This is a genomic window from Bacteroides sp. Marseille-P3684, from assembly GCF_900291465.1.
Taxonomy (GTDB): Bacteria; Bacteroidota; Bacteroidia; order Bacteroidales; family Bacteroidaceae; genus Phocaeicola_A.
The window spans coordinates 3,363,038-3,388,126 of the sequence record NZ_LT985808.1; the positions used below are offsets into that span (position 1 = coordinate 3,363,038).

At 54.0% G+C, this 25,089-nt stretch carries 25 protein-coding genes; 15 read left to right on the top strand and 10 right to left on the bottom strand.

Annotation, left to right across the window (positions count from 1 at the left end; genetic code table 11):
* The first annotated feature begins 182 nt into the window (after nt 1-182).
* The 5 genes from C8275_RS13225 to C8275_RS13245 all read left to right on the top strand — a co-directional run bounded on the left by C8275_RS13225 (nt 183) and on the right by C8275_RS13245 (nt 6,877).
* Nucleotides 183-1,109, top strand: a complete 927-nt coding sequence (locus C8275_RS13225; RefSeq protein ID WP_106625506.1) for a DMT family transporter — start codon at nt 183-185, stop codon at nt 1,107-1,109.
* A gap of 48 nt (nt 1,110-1,157) precedes the next feature.
* Nucleotides 1,158-3,032 carry an AAA domain-containing protein gene (locus C8275_RS13230; protein WP_234395777.1) on the top strand — a complete coding sequence of 625 codons (1,875 nt, stop codon included), beginning with the start codon at nt 1,158-1,160 and terminating at the stop codon, nt 3,030-3,032.
* 194 nt (nt 3,033-3,226) lie between these two features.
* Nucleotides 3,227-4,105, top strand: a complete 879-nt coding sequence (locus tag C8275_RS13235) for an electron transfer flavoprotein subunit beta/FixA family protein (RefSeq protein ID WP_106625507.1) — start codon at nt 3,227-3,229, stop codon at nt 4,103-4,105.
* Between the two features lie 11 nt (nt 4,106-4,116).
* Nucleotides 4,117-5,136 (top strand): electron transfer flavoprotein subunit alpha/FixB family protein, encoded by a 1,020-nt coding sequence (locus C8275_RS13240; RefSeq protein WP_022384016.1) that lies wholly within the window; start codon nt 4,117-4,119, stop codon nt 5,134-5,136.
* Nucleotides 5,137-5,170: 34 nt separating this feature from the next.
* Nucleotides 5,171-6,877 (top strand): acyl-CoA dehydrogenase family protein, encoded by a 1,707-nt coding sequence (locus tag C8275_RS13245; protein ID WP_106625508.1) that lies wholly within the window; start codon nt 5,171-5,173, stop codon nt 6,875-6,877.
* 160 nt (nt 6,878-7,037) lie between these two features.
* Here C8275_RS13245 and C8275_RS13250 read toward each other — a convergent pair whose 3' ends face one another.
* The 7 genes from C8275_RS13250 to C8275_RS13280 are packed head-to-tail and all read right to left on the bottom strand — an operon-like array spanning nt 7,038 to nt 10,545.
* Nucleotides 7,038-7,619 carry a Maf-like protein gene (locus C8275_RS13250; RefSeq protein ID WP_106625509.1) on the bottom strand — a complete coding sequence of 194 codons (582 nt, stop codon included), beginning with the start codon at nt 7,617-7,619 and terminating at the stop codon, nt 7,038-7,040.
* Nucleotides 7,620-7,637: 18 nt separating this feature from the next.
* Nucleotides 7,638-8,156 (bottom strand): HAD family hydrolase, encoded by a 519-nt coding sequence (locus C8275_RS13255; protein WP_022384019.1) that lies wholly within the window; start codon nt 8,154-8,156, stop codon nt 7,638-7,640.
* A complete protein-coding gene (locus C8275_RS13260; RefSeq protein ID WP_106625510.1) occupies nt 8,128-8,913 on the bottom strand; it encodes a Rossmann-like and DUF2520 domain-containing protein in 786 nt (261 codons plus the stop codon). The genes C8275_RS13255 and C8275_RS13260 overlap by 29 nt, the downstream gene beginning before the upstream one ends.
* A complete protein-coding gene (locus tag C8275_RS13265; RefSeq protein ID WP_199881966.1) occupies nt 8,910-9,242 on the bottom strand; it encodes a hypothetical protein in 333 nt (110 codons plus the stop codon). Before C8275_RS13265 ends, C8275_RS13260 begins: the two co-directional genes overlap by 4 nt.
* A complete protein-coding gene (locus C8275_RS13270) occupies nt 9,239-9,775 on the bottom strand; it encodes a nitroreductase family protein (RefSeq protein ID WP_022384022.1) in 537 nt (178 codons plus the stop codon). Before C8275_RS13270 ends, C8275_RS13265 begins: the two co-directional genes overlap by 4 nt.
* A gap of 14 nt (nt 9,776-9,789) precedes the next feature.
* Nucleotides 9,790-10,104, bottom strand: a complete 315-nt coding sequence (locus tag C8275_RS13275; RefSeq protein ID WP_022384023.1) for a nucleotidyltransferase domain-containing protein — start codon at nt 10,102-10,104, stop codon at nt 9,790-9,792.
* Nucleotides 10,105-10,107: 3 nt separating this feature from the next.
* Nucleotides 10,108-10,545 (bottom strand): HI0074 family nucleotidyltransferase substrate-binding subunit, encoded by a 438-nt coding sequence (locus C8275_RS13280; protein WP_022384024.1) that lies wholly within the window; start codon nt 10,543-10,545, stop codon nt 10,108-10,110.
* Nucleotides 10,546-10,782: 237 nt separating this feature from the next.
* Between C8275_RS13280 and C8275_RS13285 the strand changes: the two genes are divergently transcribed.
* The 7 genes from C8275_RS13285 (at nt 10,783) to C8275_RS13315 (ending at nt 18,235) form a co-directional block, all read left to right on the top strand.
* Nucleotides 10,783-11,502, top strand: coding sequence for a hypothetical protein (locus tag C8275_RS13285; RefSeq protein ID WP_106625511.1), 720 nt, complete (start codon nt 10,783-10,785; stop codon nt 11,500-11,502).
* 79 nt (nt 11,503-11,581) lie between these two features.
* Nucleotides 11,582-12,562, top strand: coding sequence for a GNAT family N-acetyltransferase (locus C8275_RS13290; RefSeq protein WP_106625512.1), 981 nt, complete (start codon nt 11,582-11,584; stop codon nt 12,560-12,562).
* A 984-nt stretch (nt 12,563-13,546) separates the two neighbouring features.
* The gene (gene mce, locus C8275_RS13295) at nt 13,547-13,951 is read left to right on the top strand and encodes a methylmalonyl-CoA epimerase (RefSeq protein WP_022384027.1); all 405 of its coding nucleotides are present in this window, start codon (nt 13,547-13,549) and stop codon (nt 13,949-13,951) included.
* A 118-nt stretch (nt 13,952-14,069) separates the two neighbouring features.
* Complete coding sequence (locus C8275_RS13300; protein ID WP_106625513.1) at nt 14,070-15,623, top strand: acyl-CoA carboxylase subunit beta; 1,554 nt, start codon at nt 14,070-14,072, stop codon at nt 15,621-15,623.
* A 38-nt stretch (nt 15,624-15,661) separates the two neighbouring features.
* Nucleotides 15,662-16,564 carry an OadG family transporter subunit gene (locus tag C8275_RS13305; protein WP_106625514.1) on the top strand — a complete coding sequence of 301 codons (903 nt, stop codon included), beginning with the start codon at nt 15,662-15,664 and terminating at the stop codon, nt 16,562-16,564.
* Nucleotides 16,565-16,608: 44 nt separating this feature from the next.
* Complete coding sequence (locus C8275_RS13310) at nt 16,609-17,052, top strand: biotin/lipoyl-containing protein (RefSeq protein WP_022384030.1); 444 nt, start codon at nt 16,609-16,611, stop codon at nt 17,050-17,052.
* Nucleotides 17,053-17,071: 19 nt separating this feature from the next.
* A complete protein-coding gene (locus tag C8275_RS13315; protein WP_106625515.1) occupies nt 17,072-18,235 on the top strand; it encodes a sodium ion-translocating decarboxylase subunit beta in 1,164 nt (387 codons plus the stop codon).
* Nucleotides 18,236-18,375: 140 nt separating this feature from the next.
* On the opposite strand, the gene panD is transcribed toward C8275_RS13315, so the two are convergent.
* Nucleotides 18,376-18,726, bottom strand: coding sequence for an aspartate 1-decarboxylase (gene panD / locus C8275_RS13320; protein ID WP_106625516.1), 351 nt, complete (start codon nt 18,724-18,726; stop codon nt 18,376-18,378).
* Nucleotides 18,727-18,731: 5 nt separating this feature from the next.
* A complete protein-coding gene (gene panC / locus C8275_RS13325) occupies nt 18,732-19,586 on the bottom strand; it encodes a pantoate--beta-alanine ligase (RefSeq protein WP_106625517.1) in 855 nt (284 codons plus the stop codon).
* Nucleotides 19,587-19,995: 409 nt separating this feature from the next.
* Here panC and C8275_RS13330 point away from each other — a divergent pair, with 409 nt between their 5' ends.
* The 3 genes from C8275_RS13330 (at nt 19,996) to C8275_RS13340 (ending at nt 24,533) form a co-directional block, all read left to right on the top strand.
* Entirely contained in the window at nt 19,996-20,820 is an 825-nt protein-coding gene (locus C8275_RS13330) for a glycogen/starch synthase (protein ID WP_106625518.1), read from the top strand.
* A 40-nt stretch (nt 20,821-20,860) separates the two neighbouring features.
* On the top strand, nt 20,861-22,252 hold the full coding sequence (locus C8275_RS13335) for a DUF4270 domain-containing protein (RefSeq protein WP_157948284.1): 1,392 nt from the start codon (nt 20,861-20,863) through the stop codon (nt 22,250-22,252).
* Between the two features lie 160 nt (nt 22,253-22,412).
* Complete coding sequence (locus tag C8275_RS13340; RefSeq protein WP_106625520.1) at nt 22,413-24,533, top strand: S9 family peptidase; 2,121 nt, start codon at nt 22,413-22,415, stop codon at nt 24,531-24,533.
* A gap of 140 nt (nt 24,534-24,673) precedes the next feature.
* Here C8275_RS13340 and C8275_RS13345 read toward each other — a convergent pair whose 3' ends face one another.
* Nucleotides 24,674-25,057: a DUF3127 domain-containing protein gene (locus C8275_RS13345; protein WP_022384039.1), complete on the bottom strand. Its 384-nt coding sequence runs from the start codon at nt 25,055-25,057 to the stop codon at nt 24,674-24,676.
* Between the last annotated feature and the right edge of the window lie 32 nt (nt 25,058-25,089).

Below are 25,089 nucleotides of genomic sequence, written 5' to 3' on the forward strand. Positions count from 1 at the left end.
ATGCTCCTTTCGAATGATAAAGTTTGTTGTCAAAGCAAAGATAAGGAAATCTCACTAAAGCGGTTGCCTGTCGCTTTATTATTTTTCAAGAAAACAGACGAGAAAAAAAGAGCGGCAATCCTGCCTGCCCGAACGGGGATTAACCGTACCTTTGCACGTCAAACCAATATCTGATTCATCGTATGAAAAGTAAAAACTACACCGGACATATCTGCATGCTGATTGCCAGCACAGCCTGGGGACTGATGTCGCCCATCGGGAAAGACGTCATGAGTACTGAAATCACAGCCTTGTCGCTTGCCACCTTCCGCATGGTGGGTGCAGCGCTCTGCTTCTGGATTGCTTCCCTCTTCACGAAGCGCGAGGAAGTGAAGCCGCACGACCTGATGCTGCTGTTCTTTGCCGCCCTGTTCGCCATCGTGTTCAACCAGGGCATGTACATCTTCGGACTGTCGCTCACCTCGCCCATCGACGCTTCCATCATCACCACCACGGCACCCATCGCCACGCTGATTCTTGCCGCCATCTTCCTGCACGAGCCCATCACCGGCAAAAAGCTGGGCGGCGTGTTCCTCGGTGCCATCGGTGCGCTCATCATGATTATCGGAAGCAACTCCACCAACGGCACCCACAACAGCAACGCGTTGGGCGACTTCCTCTGCTTCATTGCCCAGGTGAGCTTTGCCGCCTACCTGACCTTCTTCAAGGGGCTCGCCTCGAAATATCACCCCATCACGTGCATGAAGTGGATGTTCACCTATGCCGCCATCTGCTTCATCCCCTTCTCCTACAGCGAGGTGTCGGCAATCCCCTTTACCGAGATTTCCGCCCGGACGTGGGGTGAGACCGCCTTCGTCGTCGTGGGTGCCACGTTCATGACCTTCCTGCTGCTGATGAACGCACAGAAGGTGTTGCGCCCGACGGTACTCAGCATGTACAACTACACACAGCCCATTGTGGCATCCATCGTGTCCGTCCTCATCGGCATCGGCACCTTCGGCTGGACCAAAGGCGTGGCTGTGGTGCTGGTCTTTGCCGGCGTATACCTGGTGACCCAGAGCAAGTCCCGCGCACAGATGCTGAAAGAGATGGAGGAAAAGGGCTCCTGAGGCCCCGTCCGCTCCCTCCTGCCTGTCAACTTAACACCCTGAAGCCTTATGCCCTCCTCCCCCATTCTGGAACTGCAACGGCAGTATGAACTGCTGGAAATGGAATACAACCACGAGAAAGAGCTCTTTCTCCAGCAAGCCGACCGCACGGACCTCGACAAGAAGGTGCGCCGCGGCATCTGCTGGTTCCCCCTGTCGGCGGGAAGGAGCTACTACAACTCGCTCAACCAATATGTCGTCGAGGTGTTCCGCACGGAGAACACCGACGTCGACCACCACTTCGAGTTCGGGCGTCCCGTGATGTTCTTTGACGCCGACACCGTCAACGGACAGACCCGCAACCTCCCCTTCACCGGCACGGTAAACTATGTCGATGAAGACCGCATGGTCGTCATCCTGCCGGGTCCCGAGGCGCTGGCTTCCCTGCAAGGCGCCCTCCGCCTCGGCGTACAGCTCAGCTTCGACGAGAACATCTTCAAGCTGATGTTCGCCTCGCTGCGTGCCGTGATGAATGACAAGAACGGACGGCTCGCCGAACTGCGCGACATCTTCCACGGGACACGTCCGGCGGGTGAGCTGACGTTCACTCCCCTGCGCTTCCCCTGGCTGAACAGTACACAGGAGAGTGCGGTGAACAAGGTGCTCCGCGCCAAGGACGTCGCCATCGTCCACGGTCCTCCCGGAACAGGAAAGACCACGACCCTGGTCGAAGCCATCTACGAAACCCTCCACCGCGAGAATCAGGTGCTCGTGTGCGCCCAAAGCAACATGGCTGTCGACTGGATTTCGGAGAAGCTGGTCGACCGCGGTATCCCCGTGCTCCGCATCGGCAATCCCGTCCGCGTGAATGACAAGATGCTGTCATTCACCTACGAACGACGCTTCGAGGCACATCCCGACTACCCCCTGCTGCACAGCATCCGCCGCGCCATCCGTCAGCTTTACGACACCTCGCGCAAGGGACGGTCGGAGAGCGTCCGCCAGAAAATCAACTCCCTGCGCGACCGTGCCGACGAGCTGGAAGTGCGCATCCAGGAATCACTCTTCAACGAGGCACGCGTCATAGCCTGTACGCTGACGGGGGCTGCCAGCAAGCTACTCTTCCGCCACCGTTTTGCCACCCTCTTCATCGACGAAGCGGCACAAGCACTGGAAGCCGCCTGCTGGATTGCCATCCGCAAAGCCAACCGCGTCATCCTTGCAGGCGACCACTGCCAGCTTCCGCCCGTAGTGACCTGCTACGAAGCCATGAAGGGAGGACTGGCACAGACGCTGATGCAGAAGATTGTGCGCAACAAGCCCGACTGTGTCTCCCTGCTGAAGGTGCAATACCGGATGAACGACGCCATCATGCGCTTCTCTTCCGACTGGTTCTACCACGGCGAGGTGCGTTCCGCCCCTGAAGTGAAGTACCGCGGCATCCTCGACTACGACACGCCGATGGTGTGGGTCAACACCGAGATGGAAGATGCGGCGGAGGAGTTCGTGGAACGCAGCTTCGGACGCATCAACAAGGCGGAAGCCGAACTGACCCTCAGCTCCCTGGAAGCCTACCTCACGAAAATCGGCAAGCAACGCATCCTCGACGAACGCATAGACATCGGCGTCATCTCTCCCTACCAGGCACAGGTACACTACCTGCGGCAACAGCTGAAGAAGCGTGCCTTCTTCGCCCCCTACAAGCATCTCATCACGGTGAACACCGTCGACGGCTTCCAGGGACAGGAGCGCGACGTGATTGTCATCAGCCTGGTGCGCGCCAACGAGAAAGGCGAGATAGGCTTCCTGAACGACCTGCGCCGCATGAACGTTGCCATCACCCGCGCACGGATGAAGCTCATCATCCTGGGCAACGCCGACACGCTGACACGACATCCGTTCTACAAGCGGCTTTATGAGTATATTTCAACATTGGAAGCGTAAGATTTTACAACGTTTCTTTGGGAGACGCGATTCAATTCGCTATTTTTGCCGCTGTCTATAAGTGTAATAAGGCACCCAAAACTAAGAAGGAACATCCTCCGGACCTCCACACCGCAGACCGGCCGTCGGGCTGGCATTGCCGGCGGAGCTCCGTGAACAAGCTATTAATTCACTAATACCAAAAATAAACGAACATGAGTTTAAGAATCGTTGTACTGGCAAAACAAGTACCCGACACACGTAACGTCGGCAAAGATGCCATGACCGCAGAAGGCACAGTGAACCGCAGCGCCTTGCCTGCCATCTTCAACCCTGAAGACTTGAACGCACTGGAACAGGCATTGCGTCTGAAAGACCAACATCCGGGTTCCACCGTCACCCTCCTCACCATGGGACCGGGACGCGCTGCCTCCATCATCCGCGAAGGGCTCTTCCGCGGTGCCGACAATGGCTATCTGCTGACCGACAGGGCTTTTGCCGGAGCAGACACACTGGCTACGTCATACGCCCTCTCCATGGCAATCCGCAAAATCAAAGACTATGACATCATCATCGGCGGCCGCCAGGCCATAGACGGCGACACTGCCCAGGTAGGACCGCAAGTTGCCGAGAAGCTGGGACTGACCCAGATCACCTACGCTGAGGAAATCCTGCATGTCGACGAGGCTGCACGCACCATCACCGTGAAGCGACACATCGACGGCGGCGTGGAGACCGTAGAGGGTCCGCTGCCCATTGTCATCACCGTCAACGGTTCGGCTGCTCCCTGCCGTCCGCGCAACGCCAAGCTGGTGCAGAAATACAAACATGCCCTCACCCCGACCGAGAAGGCACAGCAGGCTCCTGCCTATCCCGAACTCTACGAACAACGCCCCTACCTGAACCTTGTGGAATGGAGCGTTGCCGATGTGGACGGAGACCTGGCACAGTGTGGCTTGTCCGGCTCGCCCACCAAGGTGAAGACCATCCAGAACATCGTGTTCCAGGCCAAAGAGAGCAAGACGCTCACCAGCTCGGACGCAGATGTCGAGGGACTGATTGTAGAACTGTTAGCTAACCACACCATCGGGTAAAAGAAAGAACTATGAACAACGTATTCGTATACTGTGAGCTTGAAGGCACAACCGTTGCCGACGTAAGTCTCGAACTCCTTACCAAAGGACGCAAACTGGCGAACCAACTGGGTTGCCAACTGGAAGCCGTCGTTGCCGGTGCCGGCCTTGATGGCGTTGAAAAGCAAATCCTTCCCTACGGGGCAGACAAAGTGCATGTGTTCGATGCCCCGGGACTCTTCCCCTATACTTCCCTCCCCCACACTTCCATCCTCGTGAACCTCTTCAAGGCAGAGAAACCGCAAATCTGCCTGATGGGAGCGACCGTCATCGGACGTGACCTCGGTCCGCGCGTGTCGTCGGCACTGACCAGCGGTCTGACAGCCGACTGTACGTCTCTCGAAATCGGCAACCACGAGGACAAGAAGAACGGTGTTACTTACGAAAACCTGCTCTACCAGATTCGTCCGGCATTCGGCGGCAACATTGTGGCTACCATCATCAACCCCGAACACCGTCCGCAGATGGCGACCGTGCGCGAAGGTGTGATGAAGAAAGAGGTGCTTGACCCGAACTACCAAGGCGAAGTCATCCGCCACGACGTGGCAAAGTTCGTGCCTGAGACCGACTACGTGGTGAAGGTCATCGACCGCCACGTGGAGAAAGCCAAACACAACCTGAAAGGCTCGCCCATCGTGGTTGCCGGAGGCTACGGCATGGGCTCGAAGGAAGGCTTCGACATGCTGTTCGACCTTGCCAAGGAACTGCATGCTGAGGTAGGCGCTAGCCGTGCTGCCGTGGATGCAGGCTTCTGCGAACACGACCGCCAGATCGGTCAGACGGGAGTCACCATCCGTCCGAAACTCTACATCGCATGCGGCATCAGCGGACAAATCCAGCACATCGCCGGCATGCAGGAGAGCGGCATCATCATCTCGGTCAACAACGACCCGAACGCCCCCATCAACAGCATCGCCGACTATGTCATCGTCGGTCCGGTGGAGGAAGTCATCCCGAAGATGATCAAGTACTACAAGCAAAACAGTAAGTAACCCCGTCTGATACAGACACAACAAGTTAGCAACAATGGCAAACTTTTATACCGATACCCCCGAACTGAAGCATCACCTGAACCACCCGTTGATGCAACGCATCGTGAAACTCAAAGAGCGAAACTATGCGGACAAAGATAAATATGACTACGCCCCGATGGACTTTCAGGACGCCATGGACAGCTACGACCGTGTGCTCGAAATCGTCGGCGAACTGTGCGGCGACATCATCGCTCCCAACGCCGAGGACGTGGACCACGAAGGTCCGACCGTAGCCAAGGGACGTGTGACCTATGCTGCCGGCACGCAAATCAATCTCGATGCAGCCCGCAAGGCAGGACTGATGGGCATGTCGATGCCGCGCCGTTTTGGCGGACTGAACTTCCCCATCGTGCCTTACATCATGGCTGCCGACATCGTGTCGCGCGCCGATGCAGGCTTCGAGAATCTCTGGGGCTTGCAGGACTGTGCCGAGACGCTCTATGAATTCGGCAACGAAGACCAGCACCAGCGTTTCCTGACCCGTGTCTGCCAGGGCGAGACCATGTCGATGGACCTGACGGAACCGGATGCCGGCTCCGACCTGCAATCGGTCATGCTGAAGGCTACCTTCGACGAGAAGGAGAACTGCTGGCGGCTGAACGGCGTGAAGCGTTTCATCACCAACGGTGACTCGGACATACACCTCGTCCTGGCACGTTCGGAAGAGGGCACACGTGACGGTCGCGGACTGTCGATGTTCATCTACGACAAGCGCAACGGTGGCGTCGACGTACGCCGCATCGAGAACAAGATGGGTATCAAGGGCTCCCCGACCTGTGAACTGGTCTACAAGAACGCCAAGGCAGAACTCTGCGGTGACCGCAAGCTGGGCTTGATCAAATACGTCATGGCGCTGATGAACGGTGCCCGCCTGGGCATCGCCGCACAGAGCGTCGGCCTCTCGCAGGCAGCCTACAACGAGGCACTGGCATACGCCAAGGACCGCAAGCAGTTTGGCAAAGCCATCATCGAGTTCCCGGCTGTCTACGACATGCTGTCGGTCATGAAGGCCAAGCTCGACGCCTCCCGTGCATTGCTCTATGAGACGGCACGCTTCGTCGATGTCTACAAGGCTCTCGACGACATCGCCCGCGAACGCAAGCTGACTTCCGAGGAACGTCAGGAACAGAAGAAATACGCCAAGCTCGCCGACAGCTTCACGCCCCTCGCCAAAGGCATGGGCAGTGAATATGCCAACCAGAACGCCTACGACTGCATCCAGATTCACGGAGGCTCGGGCTTCATGAAGGACTATACCTGCGAACGGCTCTACCGCGATGCCCGCATCACGTCCATCTACGAAGGCACGACCCAGCTGCAGACCGTCGCCGCCATCCGCTATGTGACTACCGGCGCTTACCTGAACCAGATCCGCGCCTACGAGGCACAGCCTTGTGCTCCTGAACTGGAAGGCCTCAAAGCCCGTCTGAAGGAGATGGCAGACCGCTTCGCCGCCGTTACCAACGAAGTGAACGAGCTGAAGAACCAGGAATTCCAGGACTTCGTGGCACGTCGCCTGGTGGAAATGGCAGCCTTCACCATCATGGGACACCTGCTGGTACAAGAGGCTACCACCGCTCCGGAACTGTTCGCCAAGTCTGCCAACGTCTACGTGCGCCATGCGGAAGCTGAGGTTGAGAAGCACTTCAACTTCATCCGCAAGTTCCAGCCGGAAGACCTCGACAACTACCGCAAGTAATACGCTCCGCCTTTCCCATCCCCGGCTTGCATGTAGTCGGGAAAGGGTAAGGAACGGACGCAAAGGATACAAAACATCGTGAGGGTGTATCGGACACATTGAATCCGATACACCCTCGCTTCTTTTCTACCGCTTCCGTCCTGCCGACAGGAATGCGGCATCACAGTTCCTTCAACTCCTGGTACAGGCGCTGGATGGGAAGTCCCATCACGTTGAAGTACGAGCCCGACAACCGACGGACCCCGATGAAGCCAATCCACTCCTGCACCCCGTAGGCACCCGCCTTGTCCAGCGGACGGTAGTGGTCGACATAGTACGTGATTTCTTCTTCCGTCAGCGGAGCAAACTCCACCTCGGAGGTCACGGCAAAGCTCTTTTGGAAGGCAGCAGTCGAGAGCGTCACTCCCGTAATAACCCGGTGCGTACGTCCGGAGAGCTCCCGCAGCATCCGGCAGGCATCCGCCTCATCGGCAGGCTTTCCCAGCACCCGTCCGTCCAGCCAGACGATGGTGTCGGCTGTGATAATCAGCTCGTCGGAAGCGATGGACGGCAGATAGGCAGCCGCCTTCTCACGGGATATGTAGACGGGGATGTCCTCCCCACTCAGTGTGTCAGGATACGACTCGTCCACTCCGGGAAGAGTCCGGACCTCATAGTCCACTCCCAGCCCGCTCAACAGCTCACGCCGACGCGGAGAGTTGGAGGCAAGGATGATGTGATATTTCTTCAGATTGTCTAACATGTGTCTTTGTTTAACCGATTACCACCCGAAGGCCTTTTCGTGTGCCATCCACTTGCCCTGGGCTTTCAATACCTGTTCAATGACGTCGCGTCCGCAGCCGTAACCGCCGTTGCGATGGGAGATGTAAGTCGATATGGACTTGATTTCAGGCGCGGCATCTGCCGGACAGCAGGGCAGTCCGCACCGGGTCATGACCTCGTAGTCGGGGATGTCGTCCCCCATGTAGAGCACCTCCTCGGGTTGCAGTCCGTATTTCTCCAGCAGGAGGGAGAACTCACGGGTCTTGACCGCCGCACGCATGTAGATGTCCCGGATACCGAGCCCTTCGTAACGCAGACGGATGGCTTCCGAGTGTCCCCCGGTGATGATGGCGACGTGAAGCCCCATCTTCACAGCCAGCTGCAGGGCATAACCGTCCTTGATGTTCACCGTACGCATGGGAAGCCCGTCCGCTCCCACCTGGATGGTCTCGGCACTCAGCACACCGTCGATGTCGAACACCAGTGCCTTAATTCGTTTCAGATCGTAGTTTATCATTGTGTATGCTTTTACTGATTCGTTCGTATAGGTCCTGCCACTCCGGGTGGGATGCCAGTGCGTCCAGGTGCTTGCCGATGACATTCTCGTCGTAGCGGATTGCCGGACCGGTCTGTGCCTGCGAGGGGGACAGCACGTGGACTTTCGCCGCCGTCTCGTCAATCAGCGGAAGCATGCTGTCGAAAGGCAGTCCCGCCTCAGCCAGCAGATGGGCGCTGAGCGCATACATGTGGTTCGTGAAGTTGCAGGCAAAGACTGCCGCCAGGTGCAGGGCACGGCGTTGTGCCGAGTCTGCTTCACGGACGTTCGACGACAGGAAGGAGGCGAGTGCCTTCAGGCGACGGCAGTCGTCGGCATTGTTCGCCTCGATGAACACGGGTATCCGACTGAAGTCCACCTCGCGCTGCTTGCTGAACGTCTGCATCGGATAGAACACCCCGTGACGCGGTGCGATGCCTTCCCACACGGACATGGGCAGGCTGCCTGCGGTGTGGACGAACAGTGCCTGCTCCCGTCCCTTCACGATGGAGGCTGCCAAGGCAGAGAGTGCCGAATCCTTCAGCGCAACGATGTAGAGTTCCGCATCCCGGCAGACCGCATCCAGGTCAGTGACCGCCTCACACCTCAACTTCCCGGCCAACGCCGATGCGGAAGCTTCCGTCCGGCTGAACACCTGCACCACGTCCTCGCCTCTCCGAACCAATGCCGTACCCAGCTGTGTCGCCAGGTTCCCGGCTCCTATCAACACAATCCTCATCGGCGTGACATGAAGAACAGGATGACACCGACAACCAGCAGTCCCAACGGCAGCAGATAGCCGGACAGGTGACCGAGCAGGTTGATAATCAGTCCCAGGTTGAGAATCGCCCAGATGAAGAGCAGGAGCAGACCGACGGTCTTTTCACTTTTGACCAGCAGGAAAATGATGGCGGCAAAGAGCAACAGGTTGCTTTTGTCGACCAACCAGCCGTATCCGTGAGCGGCGAAGTGGAAATACTTGTCGAGCATGAACAGGGCACCCGCCACCATCAGGGTGATAGACGATGCGAGATAGGTCTCTTTGTGATTTGCTTGTGCCATCGTTATTGTGCTCCGTATTTGTTGATGTGTACTTTCTCCCACAGGAGGTTGTCTTCATTGAACGGTTTCCGCTCTGCTGCCTTGTGTCCGACAGCAACGATGGAGAGCACCTGCATCTGCAGGGGGATGTCCAGCAACTCGCGCACCACCTCGTCAGCCGGAGTCTCGTCCTCCGTATAGCGTTCGCGTACCTGAATCCAGCAGCTGCCCAGTCCCAGGTCTTCCGCCTGCAACTGAATCATCAGCGAAGCGATAGCCGTATCCTCAATCCACACGTCGCTCACCAGCGGGTCGCCTAGCACCACAATGGCGAGCGGCGCACCTCCCAGGAACTCTGCCCCGTGTGCCTTGCAATGGGACAGACGTTCCAGCATCTCCTTGTCATCCACCACGACAAACTGCCAGCAGTTCGTCCGTTTGGAAGAGGGGGACATCAGGGCGGCTTTCAGCAGTGCCACCACTTCGTCCTGCGACAGTTCTTCGTCCGTAAACTTCCGCGTACTGCGACGCTTCTTTATCAATTCACTAAAGTTTTCCATATTCCTTTTCCTTTTTATCTGTTAGCTGTTTCCTTCTCGTAAATAGGTATTCCTACCCGACGTATATGTTCACCGATAGGCTTGGTTTCATTCTTACCATAATCAACCAGGTCCACCTTGTAGAGTAAGCCCAAGTTCTCTATTTGGGCTCCCATGTCCAACAACTGACGGAAGGTAATCCCCTCCCCCACTATAGCCAAGTCTATGTCAGAGCCTTCATGATAAGTTCCTTTGGCTCTAGAACCAAAAAGCAAGACTTGAGTTATATTAGGGAAACATCGGAACACATTACAAATACTACGAAGTACATTCTCACTTAATCCATACATCGTTCAAAACATTATGTCCATATCTGCCCTCAACCGCTCTTCATTCAACCGGACGTCCAGCTGTTGCAAAAGAGCGGCAAATTCATCGTAAATCTGCCGTGCAATATCCATCGCATCCCCTTCATTGTAAGTATGCGAAGTCGTCACCCGAGCCTGAGCCATGCGACGCCAACCGTCATGATTGACGACCAAACCATCTTCAAATGCTTGACGTAAGGTCCCGTTGGGACCTTGCATAAACTCATAGCCTTTATATTTGAGCAGGTCTTGAAGGGTCTTCCAAGCCAACTCATACGTATATTCGAAACGCTGTATCAGTCCTTCTCTTTCAAGTTCCGATAAGCTCTCCGGAGATGAGAAAGTCTCCATCACCTCCTGAATCCTTTTGTTTGCCCGATGAAAGCTATCATATCGCTGCAACCAACGAACGTCTTGTACCATGGTTTACTATCTTGTTTTCAGTTCTGCAAAAATAAAGCTTTATGCCGGAACCGTCAAACCTTATCGGCGGAAGACGGCAGACGTCAGCACTTCCTTTTTTCCCATTTCTTATGTTCTAGAACATAAACGCAGCAAATTCCCTCCATGAAAGCATCTCCCTTTGGCAGAGTTCACCTATCTTTAGTCCCTACAGAACATCATTTCAAATCACAGAACCTAATAACAAACACCTTAACCATGGGATGGGACATTAGCTATCACCCCATATCCGAGCAACAAATGCAGGAATGGTATTTCGACGTACTGGACAATCCGGAACGCATCGAGCAAGTGATCAGACGAAGCGGCATGGAGGAGTTCTATGCCGCCAAATACCGACAGACAATGGACGTGGCACGCTCCACCGGACCGGAAGACACCTTCGACAAAACACATGGATTCTACATCGCTGTCGTACAGGGCTTCTTCGGCGACTATTTCTACACACGGGGCAGTGCACTCTCATCCATCGAGCACCCGGTCTTCAGGAACTACTGCCGCCCGTGGACAGACTTCGCCCCCGAACGGTATCTCACACAGACAGTCCACAACCGGCTCGTCGAGAACTATTGCGGCGGCGTATACCTGCCCTACGAATCGGCTGCCCGTCTGCTGACGGACTATGCAGACGGCGGTCCCGTCCGCGAAGAGCTCGACCGGATGTTCTCTCACGGACGCATCGAGGTCCTGCTGAAGGCCTTACGTTTTGCCTGTGCACAGCGGACCGGACTGCTGGAAGCTGCCGAAGTGGTCACCCCGGACCCGTTCGACCTGAACAACTCATCGAGCTACTCCAACCTTTTCCACTGCGACATCGACGGTCCCCTGCTCTATCACGAAACTGCGAAAGCACAGCTGGAGCAACTGGACAGGCTGCCTGCCAACGAACTCCAACCCGACAGAAAGACGAATTACTGACCTATATTGTAGCCTAGATTCAAGCGTATGATGTAAATTTGCAGGACAGGGCATCCACCTTGCCCGCACACGGAAAACCATGAAACCAACAGTCCGCATCTATCGCAACAGCCAGGACATACCCGAACAGGTGAAGGGGAACAACCTCTTTCACTCGCGGGAGCTCTTCACCATCTGCGAGCGTACCCCCGGCTATACCCCTCTCCTCTTTGTCGCCTGGAGAGGTGAGAAGCCTGTGGGCAAACTGTTGTGCATCATCCGCAAGAGCGACCGGCTCTTCCCACCCTCGTTCATCCGGCGCGGGGAGGTCTACGGCACAGGCGAATATGCCAAGGGGGAGTCTGAGGAAGGCATCTTCCGCCTCCTGCTTGACACACTGACGCAAACGGCTCTCAGCCAATGCTTCCTCATCGAATTCCGTAACCTCTCCAACCCGCTCTTTGCCTACGGGCACTTCCGCAAGAACCGCTACTTCCCGGTCAACTGGCTGCGCATCCACAACTCCCTGCACGGGAAGTCTCCCCTGAAACGCATGAGCGCCTCACGCCGCCGGCAAATCAGACGCGGACTGAACAACGGTGCATCCATCCACATCGCCCGGACAACCGACGAGATACGTGCCTTCTTCCGGATGCTGAAGAAATACTACGCCTCCAAGATACGCCAACATTTTCCCGGCATGGACTTCTTCCTGAAACTAGTCCATGCATACCCTGACAAGGAAATCGGGCGCATCTATATAATAAGGTATAAGGAGCGCATCATCGGCGGCTCCGTTTCCGTCTTCTCCGACGGGACCGCCTACTTGTGGTTCTCCGCCGGACTGCGCAAGAGCTACTCCCGGCAGTATCCCGGCGTACTCGCCGTCTGGGCAGCCATCGACGACGCCCGGCAGCAAGGATACGAACACATTGAGTTCATGGACGTGGGGCTTCCCTTCAAACATTACGGCTACCGCAACTTCATCCTCCGCTTCGGCGGCATCCAATACGGCACCCGGCGCTGGTTCCGCTTCCGCTGGAACTGGCTCAACCGTCTGCTGACCAAACTCTACATCTGACCCGCTTCACCAATTCCCTATCCGGACTTGAGAGAACAGGATGACAGTTTGCAATCCAATCGCCCGCTTTGCTTGACAAAAACAACAAAATCCCACATTCCGACTAACACCACTTTTTACAAAATCACTCAACGTAGGTTATTTTAAGAATATTCATGCAGACGAAGCTGCATAAACTTTCCATCCAAGGGACAAAATAAATATTTATGCTACTCAAACAATATTGTTTGATGCATGAAACACTTGTGTTTGACTCGCCAAACAATATTGTTTGAGACGTGAAACAATATTGTTTCGTCCGGCAAACAGCATTGTCGGTGCAGTAAAACGTTACAGTTGGCTATCCGATACATTAATTTGCATTCATTCACCTCCAGTTCATCGCGGAAGGCAACAATTGCAACAGTATTATTCTGCACAGTCATCCGGTCAGGCAACATCCGAAACAACACTCTACCGGACGATTCGATGTCCAAAAGGAAACACATTCCGTCCGAACGGCATCAAAGTGGATTTGGCGAATTGCCCGAGAAGGGGCTTCCCGGTCACCACCTCGCATTTTGGCGCAAAGACGGGCACTGTGGAGCGATTCGTTTGACAGAATGTCATTTTGTTACTTCCGACTCCGGGGAATCCCCCTCGATGCTTCCTTCTCCTCCCCTTCCTTTTCATCCGACGGGACTTGGACACAGACAGAGCATACAAAGACATCCGTACAAACAGAAAGCCCCCGTCCGTCCCTTCCGCAACAGGGAGCACCGCTCCACAGGGCATCCTCTGATAGACAAATAGAAAGGAGGAAGCCCGACAATCAGTAATAAATATGTATAAAAAGTATCATTTTGCAGGCAAATCCGCAGAGTTGGCAACAAACAAGGGCGACTTGTTTGCAAAATAATTGCGGAAAAATTTCCTCATTAAGTTCAAAAGCACTACTTTTATGCCAATTTATGAACCTCTAGTATTTAACTAAAAAGAAAAATCATGAAAATCTCACACATCGAGCACTTAGGAATTGCCGTGAAAAGCATTGAAGAAGCCCTTCCGTACTATGAAAATGTATTGGGTCTGAAATGCTATAACATTGAAACCGTAGAAGACCAAAAGGTGAGAACTGCCTTCCTGATGGTGGGCAACACGAAAATAGAACTGTTGGAACCGACGGGTCCTGACAGCACCATTGCCAAGTTCATCGAAAACCGCGGCATGGGTGTGCACCACGTGGCTTTTGCCATCGAGGATGGCGTCGCCAACGCACTGGCTGAAGCGGAAGGCAAAGGCATCCGCCTCATCGACAAAGCCCCGCGTAAGGGTGCTGAAGGCCTGCACATCGCATTCCTCCACCCGAAATCAACCTTGGGCGTACTGACCGAACTTTGTGAGAACTAATCAAAAATAACTCATTTCCGTTTCGCACCAACCCGACGCACAGCAGCTGACAAGCCGGAGGGGTGCGAAACAATAAAGACCTTATTATTCATATAATCCGGACAGAATCTATACTGTTATGACTAAACAATTGGACAGAATCAAGGAGCTTGTGGAACTCCGTGCACAAGCCCGTATGGGTGGCGGTGAAAAAGCCATCGGCAAACAACACGACAAAGGAAAGTACACGGCGCGTGAACGCATTGCCATGCTGCTGGATGAAGGCAGTTTCGAAGAACTGGACATGTTCGTGCGCCACAGATGTACGAACTTCGGACAAGAGAAGAAGTCATTCCCGGGCGACGGTGTGGTAACCGGCTACGGAACAATCGACGGACGTCTGGTCTATGTGTTTGCACAAGACTTCACCGTTTTCGGTGGTTCATTGTCTGAAACCATGGCACAGAAGATTTGCAAAGTGATGGATTTGGCCATGAAAATGGGTGCACCGGTCATCGGTATCAACGACTCGGGTGGTGCACGTATCCAGGAAGGTATCAATGCACTGGCAGGATATGCGGAGATTTTCCAACGCAACATCCTGGCTTCGGGTGTCATCCCGCAGATTTCCGGTATCTTCGGTCCCTGCGCCGGCGGTGCTGTATATTCTCCGGCATTGACCGACTTCACCCTGATGATGGAAGGCACTTCCTACATGTTCCTCACCGGACCGAAAGTGGTGAAGACCGTGACGGGTGAAGACGTTTCACAGGAAGACCTCGGCGGAGCCAGCGTACACTCCACCAAGTCGGGTGTAACCCACTTCACAGCCTCAACCGAAGAGGAAGGTCTTGCCCTCATCCGCAAACTGCTCAGCTACATGCCGCAGAACAACATGGAAGAGGCTCCCTACGTGGAATGCACCGACCCCATCGACCGCATGGAGGACTCCCTCAACGAAATCATCCCTGACAACCCCAACAAGGCATACGACATGTACGAGGTCATCAGCGCCATTGTCGACAACGGCGAATTCCTCGAAGTACAGAAGAACTATGCCACCAACATCATCATCGGTTTTGCTCGCTTCAACGGACAATCGGTAGGTATCGTTGCCAACCAGCCCTGCCGCTATGCCGGTGTGCTCGACTGCAACGCTTCACGCAAGGGCGCACGTTTCGTCCGTTTCTGTGACGCCTTCAATATTCCCATCGTTTCACTGGTCGACGTACCGGGCTTCCTGCCGGGTACAGGTCAGGAGTACAACGCCGTCATCCTCCACGGTGCCAAGTTGCTGTATGCCTACGGCGAGGCAACCGTACCCAAGGTGACCGTCACCCTGCGCAAGTCTTACGGTGGTTCGCACATCGTGATGAGCTGCAAGCAACTCCGTGGCGACATGAACTACGCATGGCCGTCGGCTGAAATCGCCGTTATGGGTGGTGCCGGTGCCGTGGAAGTGCTCTACGCCAAGGAAGCCAAAGAAGCTGCCGACCCGAAAGCCTTCATGGCAGAGAAAGAGGCAGAATACACCAAACTGTTTGCCAACCCGTATAATGCAGCGAAGTACGGCTACATCGACGATGTCATCGAGCCGCGCAACACCCGCTTCCGCATCATCCGTGCCCTGGCACAGTTGCAGACCAAGAAGGTAGTAAACCCTGCCAAGAAGCACGGCAACATACCTTTGTAACCTAACCTTACTCGCTAATTCTTAAGAACATGCAGATTATGAATAAATTGAAAGGAATCCTTTGGGGATTATTGCTGACCGTCGGACTGGTTTCATGCAACCACTATGACGGTACTTCCAAACTGCTCATCAACGAAGTGCTGACAGACAACGAAGCCAACTTCCAAGACGATTATGGTATTCATAGTGCATGGATTGAGGTATTTAACAAGTCGTATGGCAGTGTGGACCTGGCAGGTTGCTACCTGAAAGTGAGCAACAGTCCGGGTGACACACTCACCTATACCATCCCGAAAGGTGACGTGCTGACTGTTGTCAAACCCCGTCAGCACGCCCTTTTCTGGGCTGACGCCAAACCTAACCGTGGAACTTTCCATACCAACTTTATCCTCCACGCAGAACGTCCCAACTGGATTGGTCTCTATGACTCCGGCGAGAAGTTGCTCGACGAGATTGTCGTCCCCGTACTGGGTGCCGACCAATCCTACGCCCGTGTACAGGACGCCTCGAAGCAGTGGGAAGTGAAAGGCGGAAGCCCTGACAAATACGTCACCCCGAGCACCAATAATCAGACCATTGAGAAAAACGAGAAAATGGAGAAGTTCGAGCTGCATGACAGTGCCGGCGTCGGAATGTCGCTCACAGCCATGCTGGTCGTGTTTGTAGGACTGATCCTTCTTTATGTCATTTTCCGCACTCTTGGGAAAGCGATCTTTAAAGAAAAACAAACAGCAAAACCATCTGTAGATATGAAGCAAGAAGACACTGCCAACAAGGCTGCCAACTGTCCCGACGAAGTTTATGCAGCCATCGCCATGGCCCTTCACGAGGAACTGGGAGGTGTGCACGACATCGAATCGAATGTCCTGACCATCCACCGTGTCCACTCACCCTGGAGTGCCAAGTATGACGCTCTCCGTGTCATCCCGAGAAAGAAATAACCAACGAACACTGTAATCAACCTTTTTCAAAGAAACGATCCGATATGAAAGAATATAAATATACCATCAATGGCAAAGAGTACAAAGTAACCATTGGCGAAATCGAAGGCAATATTGCCAACGTGGAAGTAAACGGCCAGTCCTATAAAGTGGAAATGGAGAAGAAAGCCGAAGAACCCAAACCCGTGGTACGTCCGGTAGTCAAACCGGCAGCTCCGGCAGCCAAACCCGCAGCACAGCCTGCCGCACAGCCTGCACCCGCAGCCGGTGGAAGTGGCAGAGGCGTGAAGTCTCCGCTTCCCGGTGTCATCCTCGACGTGAAGGTTAAAGTGGGAGACGCCGTGAAGAAAGGACAGACAGTCGTCATCCTCGAAGCCATGAAGATGGAGAACAACATCAACGCCGACCAAGACGGTACAATCACAGCAATCAACGTCAAACAAGGCGACTCAGTCCTCGAAGGTACTGACCTCGTCATGATTGGCTAATCAAGAAAAAAAGAGCATTATGGGAGAATTTGCTACATTTATCGCTAACAACCTGGCAGACTTCTGGACCTACACCGGCTTCTGCAACGCCACGCCGGGACATCTGGTCATGATTCTGGTAGGACTCTTCTTCATCTACCTCGCCATCGCGAAGGAGTTTGAACCGATGTTGCTGATTCCAATCGGTTTCGGTATCCTCATCGGAAACATCCCCTTCAACATCGAGGCAGGTCTGAAGGTGGGTATTTATGAAGAAGGCTCGGTGCTGAACATCCTTTACCAGGGTGTGACCTCCGGCTGGTATCCGCCGCTCATCTTCCTGGGCATCGGTGCCATGACCGACTTCTCGGCACTGATATCCAACCCGAAGTTGCTGCTCATCGGAGCTGCTGCACAATTTGGTATCTTCGGTGCCTACATGATCGCACTGGAGATGGGTTTCAACCCGATGCAGGCCGGCGCCATCGGCATCATCGGCGGTGCAGACGGACCGACCGCCATCTTCCTGTCATCCAAGTTAGCCCCAAATCTGATGGGAGCCATTGCTGTCTCTGCCTACTCATACATGGCATTGGTGCCTGTCATACAACCTCCCATCATGCGTCTGCTCACAACGAAAAAGGAACGGGTGATGCGTATGGCTCCTCCCCGCAAGGTTTCCCATACCGAGAAGGTGATGTTCCCCATCATCGGTCTGTTGCTCACCTGCTTCCTCGTGCCGTCCGGTCTTCCCTTGCTGGGTATGCTCTTCTTCGGTAACCTGCTGAAGGAAAGTGGTGTCACCCGCCGCTTGGCGGAGACAGCCCGCGGTCCGCTGATTGACACCATCACCATCCTGCTGGGTCTGACCGTCGGCGCATCCACACAGGCATCTGAATTCCTTACGTGGGATTCCATCAAGATTTTCCTGCTGGGAGCCCTGTCGTTCATCATCGCCACTGCATCCGGCGTGTTGTTTGTGAAAATCTTCAACCTCATCCTGCCGAAGCACAAACGCATCAATCCGCTCATCGGCAATGCCGGTGTATCTGCAGTGCCCGACTCGGCACGCATCTCACAAATTGTCGGTCTGGAATATGACCCGACCAACTACCTGCTGATGCATGCCATGGGTCCGAATGTGGCAGGTGTCATCGGTTCGGCAGTTGCTGCCGGTATCCTGCTTGGATTCCTCTCCATGTAACGGATAGCACCCTGAATAAAACAGACGCTCCATCCGAACGGTTATCTCGTCACGGATGGAGCGTCTGTTTTATCATTGTCAGGAAACAGGTCACGAAGTCCGCATGCCGCGGACCGGCCGGTCCGTTTCCTGCTCCGGAATCATTTCACGATGCGGTTGTCTGCATCCGGGAAAGCTACCTTCGGCTTGAAGGTCTTTGCTTCCTCGAAGTCCATCAGGGCATACGACATGATGATGACCACATCCCCCACCTGCACCTTGCGGGCAGCGGCGCCATTCAGACAGATGCAGCCCGAACCACGTTCGCCCTTGATGACATAGGTCTCAAAACGTTCGCCGTTGTTGTTGTCCACAATAGCCACCTTCTCACCGGCAATGAGGTTGACTCCATCCATCAGGTCCTCGTCGATGGTGATGCTGCCCATATAGTTCAGGTTCGCCTCGGTGACATGCACACAATGAAGTTTTGACTTCAATACTTCTATCATCATAACTCTTACTTGGTTTCCTCTTTATATTTGATGTTATCAATCAGACGGACTTCACCACAATAGACCGTGATGCAGCCTACGATGTAGCCGGTATCCTCCCAGGCACGAACCGTCTGCAAGGTGTTGCCGTCCACAATCTCGAAATATTCCAGTTCCAGCCCTTCTACGGCAGCAATGGCATCCTCCACAAAACGTTTGGTCTCTGCCAGGGTATGCGTCTTCGCATACTCCACACTGCTGAACAGCGTGCGGGAGATATTCAGCGCTGTCTCCCGTTCGGCAGCAGACAACCGCGCATTCCGACTGCTCAACGCCAGACCGTCCGCTTCACGCACGATGGGACATCCCACGATTTGCAACGGATAGTGCATCTGCCGCACCATCTCGCGGATGATTGCCAGCTGCTGGAAATCCTTCTCGCCGAAATAAGCACGGTCCGGCCTTACCGCTTCAAACAGCTTGCTCACAATCTGGCAGACACCGTTGAAATGTCCCGGACGATGGACACCTTCCATCACCGTATCCAGCGGAGCATAGCTGAAGTGACGGGTATCCGGCTCAGGATACATCTCATCGACCGAGGGCGCAAAAACATACGTCGCACCGATGCCCTCCAACAGTTTGCAGTCAGCCTCCAACGTACGGGGGTACTTCAGCAAATCATTCTTATCATTAAACTGGGTCGGGTTCACAAAGACACTCACCACAGCCACATCATTCTCAGTCACGCAACGTTTCACCAATGAGGCATGTCCCGCATGCAATGCACCCATTGTCGGGACCAGACCAATCGTTTTGCCCTGTGCACGGCATTCACCGAGCGCAGCCTGTAGTTCTTTAATTGTTTGTATCAGTTTCATTTCTATACAATTAGCTTTATAGGCCTTCACGTTTGAAAGTCGGTGCAAAATTACACGGATTTGATTAACTGACAATAAAAAATGATTTCTATTTTCAAGAATCTCACAAAGAAGCGTCCTATCCGCCAACCCGATAGAAGCAGCATCCACCTCCATATCCTCGCGCAAGGCACCCTGCCATTCCCGTTTCCTGCCACGAATAACTCTTGACAAAAACTTCCCGTTTTCCTCGTCCGGGGACTACTTTCCGTCTGTTTCTCCAACAGCATAATGCACACAATCTGACGCCGACAACTACAGAAATGTCAGCTTTTTGACTTAAAAAAGAATAATAATAGCCACGCTCCGGGCTCTTTAAGCCATATTTTTACTATCTTTGCGAAATGATTTATGACAAAGAGAAATAACAATGAAGGCTAAAAAAGTTTTATTTATCACTCAAGAAATTACCCCCTATGTATCCGAATCACCGTTGTCCGTCATGGGCAGAGAACTTCCACAGTACATTCAGGAAAAAGGCCGTGAGATTCGCACCTTTATGCCCAAGTGGGGAAATATCAATGAGCGAAGAAACCAGCTTCACGAAGTTATCCGCCTTTCGGGCATGAATCTGATCATCGATGACACCGATCATCCGTTGATTATCAAAGTCGCTTCCATCCAATCGGCACGCATGCAGGTGTACTTCATCGACAACGATGACTATTTCCTTCACCGCCAAATGGTAGCCGATGAGGAAGGGAACGAATATGCCGACAATGACGAACGTGCCATTTTCTATGCCCGCGGTGTGCTGGAGACAGTGAAGAAGCTTCGCTGGTGTCCTGAAATCATACATTGCCACGGCTGGATGAGCGCATTTGCCGGCATGTACATCAAAAAGGCATACAACGACGAACCTTCCTTCCGCGACTCCAAAGTGGTTTACTCCACCTACGGAGACGACTTCCAACACCCCATCGAACCGGGACTGGGCGCACGCGCCATGCTGAAGGGGCTTGAACAGAAAGACCTCGATGTGCTCAATGGCATCAAGTCATGCCTTGACATGGAGAAAATGGCTGTTGCCTACTCCGACGGCCTGATTTTGAACAGCGAGAACTGCAAACCCGAGCTTGCCGAATATGCCAAAGAACTGAACACCCCCATCCTGCCTTTCCAGGCTGACGATGCCGCATTCAAGGAGGCATGCAGCGACTTCTACGACGAAGTCTGGAGTGCAGGCAAAGAATAAGAACAAGAATCCTAACAAAAACTGCTGGAGAATAACGACGATGAGAATCTGTAGCATCCTGCGCGGGGCATTGGTTTCCTCCCTGCTTGTGTTCGCCGCATGCGACGACAACACTTCAAACCTGGGTGTGGAAGTAATGCCCGATGGCGACTTCACCATCAGCACACAGACTGACTACCCCGTGAACATAACATCGTTTGCGGTAGACAGCATACTCGCCCGCACAACCACAGCCTACCTGGGCAAGTTCACGGACCCGTATACGAACACCGTGTTTGAATCGGACTTCCTGACGGAGTTCTATTGCCCCGAAGACTTCAAGTTCCCCGACAAGAGCCTGCTCGCAGACCCGGAAAACCCGGAAGCACGCTCCGTGGAGCTCAACCTGTACTACTCTTCTTACTTCGGCGATTCGCTGGCAGCACAGAAGCTGGCGGTCCATGAGCTGACAAGGGTGCTTGAAGCGGATGAAAGCTACTACACCAACCTGGATCCGACCCAGTATTACGACGTTAACCAGGCTCCTGTACAGGAACAGGCCTATACCGCCATCGACATGATACATGGCGACTCGCTGTTCGCAAGCAATGGAGTGCACATGCTCACCATTCCTCTGCCCAAGAGCTTCGGCGACCGCCTGTTCAAGGCTTACTACGAACACCCCGAATATTATAAGAACTCCGAGGAGTTCATCCGCAATGTGTTCAAGGGATTCTATCTGAAGCATACACAGGGCGACGGTTCCGTGCTGAACATCAACTATGTCTACCTTGATGTCTACTTCGACTACAAGGTGAAAAGCTCCACCGGTCAGGTCGATTCATTGGTAACGGCCTTCTCCCAGTTCCGTGCGACACCGGAAATCGTACAGGAGAACCGCTTCTCCATGAAGAACATAGACCAGCTGATTGCGCAGAACAATGATGTAGCATACATCATGACGCCGGCAGGCGTGTTCCCCGAAGTGGAACTGCCGATTGATGAGATTTCTCTCAATGACACCATCAATGCCGCCTCGCTGACCATCTACCGCAAGAACAACCTCAATGCTTCCAAGTACCAGATGGGAACCCCGCAGGAACTGCTGATGATACCGAAGTCGGAATTAGGTTCGTTCTTTGAAGAGCAAAAGGTGCCTGACAACATCACTTCGTACTACACGACGCTCTCCAACAACCAGTACACCTATTCCAACATCACCAACCTGGTGAATACATTACGCCGTCAGCGTCGCGACAACCCGGACTATGACAAGGATCCCGACTGGAACAAGGTCGTGCTTGTCCCCATCACGCGCGTGACACAGACGACCAGCAGCAACACGGTCATCACCGTCCGTGTGCTGCATGACCTGAGCCTCAACTTTGCCAAGCTGAAGAAAGAGGACATCAAACTCAGCATCATCTACAGCAAATACCAAGATTCAAAATAGGCTTTTCAACCCTCTACATGCGCCATGCGGGCATAACGGGCACTGTACCGTTGTGTCCGCATGGTCTTTTTATCAAGGCGTAAGAAATGCCGGTCCTCATACCTGCTATCCCAAAGGCTTTTCTTACATTTGCACATCAACAAAAACATACATCCGTATCATGAACAAGACTCACGTTGCAATGATGTCTGCCGCGATGCTATTGGCTTCGTGCGCAACACCCGGTGGTAATCCGGAAGCCACCGACGACGGTCCCGTCATCGGCCGTCAGGAAATCACTGTCAAAGACGGACGTCTCAGCCCCGAGGCACTTTGGGCAATGGGACGTATCGGAAGCATGTCCGTCTCACCCGACGCACAGAAAGTGGCCTATACGGTCGCATACTACAGCGTACCGGAAAACAAGAGCCACAACGTCATCTACCTGATGAATGCCGACGGCACAGGAAACACACTCCTCACCCAGGGAGCAGGCAATGAAGGTGAACCGCGCTGGATCAAAGGGGGGACCAAGCTGGCCTATCTGAGTGCAGCCAACGGAAAGAATGAGGTTTGGGAAATGAATCCCGACGGCAGCGGACGTACGATGATTGCCTCTTATGACAAGGACATCGAGGGATTCTCATTTTCACCTGACGGCAAGAAACTGCTCTTCATCGCTCAGGTAAAATATGGCGAGACAACCGCCGACCGCTATCCGGACCTGCCGAAAGCTTCAGGCCGTGTCATCACCGACCTGATGTACAAGCACTGGGATGAGTGGGTAACCTCCGTACCCCATCCGTTTGTGGCTGACTTCGACGGCAAATCCATCAGCAATGTGACCGACCTGCTGGAAGGCGAGCCTTACGAATCGCCCATGAAACCTTTTGGCGGCATGGAACAGTTGGCATGGAGCCCCGACTCCAAATACATCGCCTACACCAGCCGGAAGAAGACAGGCAAGGCGTATGCCCTGTCGACTGACTCGGACATCTATCTCTACGAAGTGGCCAGCAAACAAACTACCAACCTATGCAAGCAGGAAGGTGATGCCGACCAGAACATGGGATATGACACCAACCCGCAGTTCTCACCCGACGGACATTATGTAGCCTGGCAAAGCATGGCCCGCGACGGCTATGAGAGCGACCGCAACCGCCTCTGTGTGTATAACCTGACAGACAAGAGCAAGACTTATGTCACTGAGAGCTTCGACTCCGGAGTAGACTCCTACTGCTGGAACCACGACTCACAATCGCTCTACTTCACCGGCGTATGGCATGCCACGAAAATGGTCTACCGCACCACGCTGGAAGGGAATGTGGAGAAGCTCACCGACGGTGTGTTCGACTATGACGGCGTAGACCTGCTGGGCGACCGTGTCATCTGCAAACGACACTCCATGAGCAGTCCCGACGAACTGTACGCACTCAATCCGGCAGACGGACAAGTGGCACAGCTCACCACGGAGAACAAACATATCCTCGACCAGATTGAAATGGGCAAGGTGGAAGAACGTTGGATGAAGACCACCGACGGCAAAGACATGCTCGTCTGGATCATTTACCCGCCCCACTTCGACCCGGCAAAGAAATACCCCACCCTGCTTTATTGCGAAGGCGGACCGCAAAGCCCCGTCAGCCAGTTCTGGTCCTTCCGCTGGAATTTCCAGATTATGGCTGCCAATGACTACATCATCGTAGCTCCCAACCGACGTGGACTGCCGGGCTTCGGCAGCGAATGGCTGGAAGCAATCAGCGGCGATTACGGAGGCCAGTGCATGAAAGACTACCTGACAGCCATCGACACCTTCTCCAAAGAGCCGTTTGTAGACACGGACCACCTGGGCTGTGTGGGAGCCAGCTTCGGCGGATTCTCCGTATACTGGTTGGCAGGACATCACAACAAACGCTTCAAGGCGTTCATCGCCCACGACGGCATCTTCAACATGGAACAGCAATACCTGGAAACAGAAGAGATGTGGTTTGCCAATTGGGACATGGGCGGTGCTTACTGGGACCGCAACAACGCCACAGCCCAACGCACCTTTGCCAACTCACCGCACAAGTTCGTAGACAAATGGGACACCCCCATCCTGTGCATACATGGTGAAAAGGATTACCGCATCCTGGCTTCACAAGGCATGTCCGCCTTCAATGCAGCCGTACTGCGCGGTATCCCGGCGGAATTGCTCATTTATCCGGACGAGAACCACTGGGTGCTCAAACCTCAAAACGGCATCCTCTGGCAACGCACCTTCTTCGAATGGCTTGACAAATGGCTGAAACCTGCCCAATGATAAACCTTCATCACACGGCAAGACAAGCCCTGTAAAAATGACGCGGACGACACCGAGCTGAATGACAGCCGTGTCGTCCGCGTTATCTGTTTATCCAGGCCGGAAAGCCTGTTGCGAACAGTCTCAGAAACTGAAAAGGGTCAGAAAGGCAGGTCGTCCTTCTCGTCGGTTGCAGCAAAGTCTGCCGGAGCAGCCGATGCAGGCGGGAACGGAGCTTCAGGAGCCGGTTCCGGAGCACCCATCTGCGGGGCAGCCACACGTTCAACCTTCCATGCACGGATACTGTTAAACCAGCGGTCTTGCCACTGACGAGCGTCAATATCGAACGAAACGGTCAACTCTTCACCCATCTGGATATTGAATTGCGCAATCTTGTCTGCTCCGAACACATCGAAACACATCTTGCGGGGATATTGGTCATGATTCTCGATGACATACTCTTGGGCCTTCCATTCGTTGCCCGTTGACTTGGAAACACCACCTCTTGGGGGAAGTATAGCAATGACTTTTCCTGTAAATTCCATTTGTTTAAGTGTATTAATTCAGCTGCGAATGT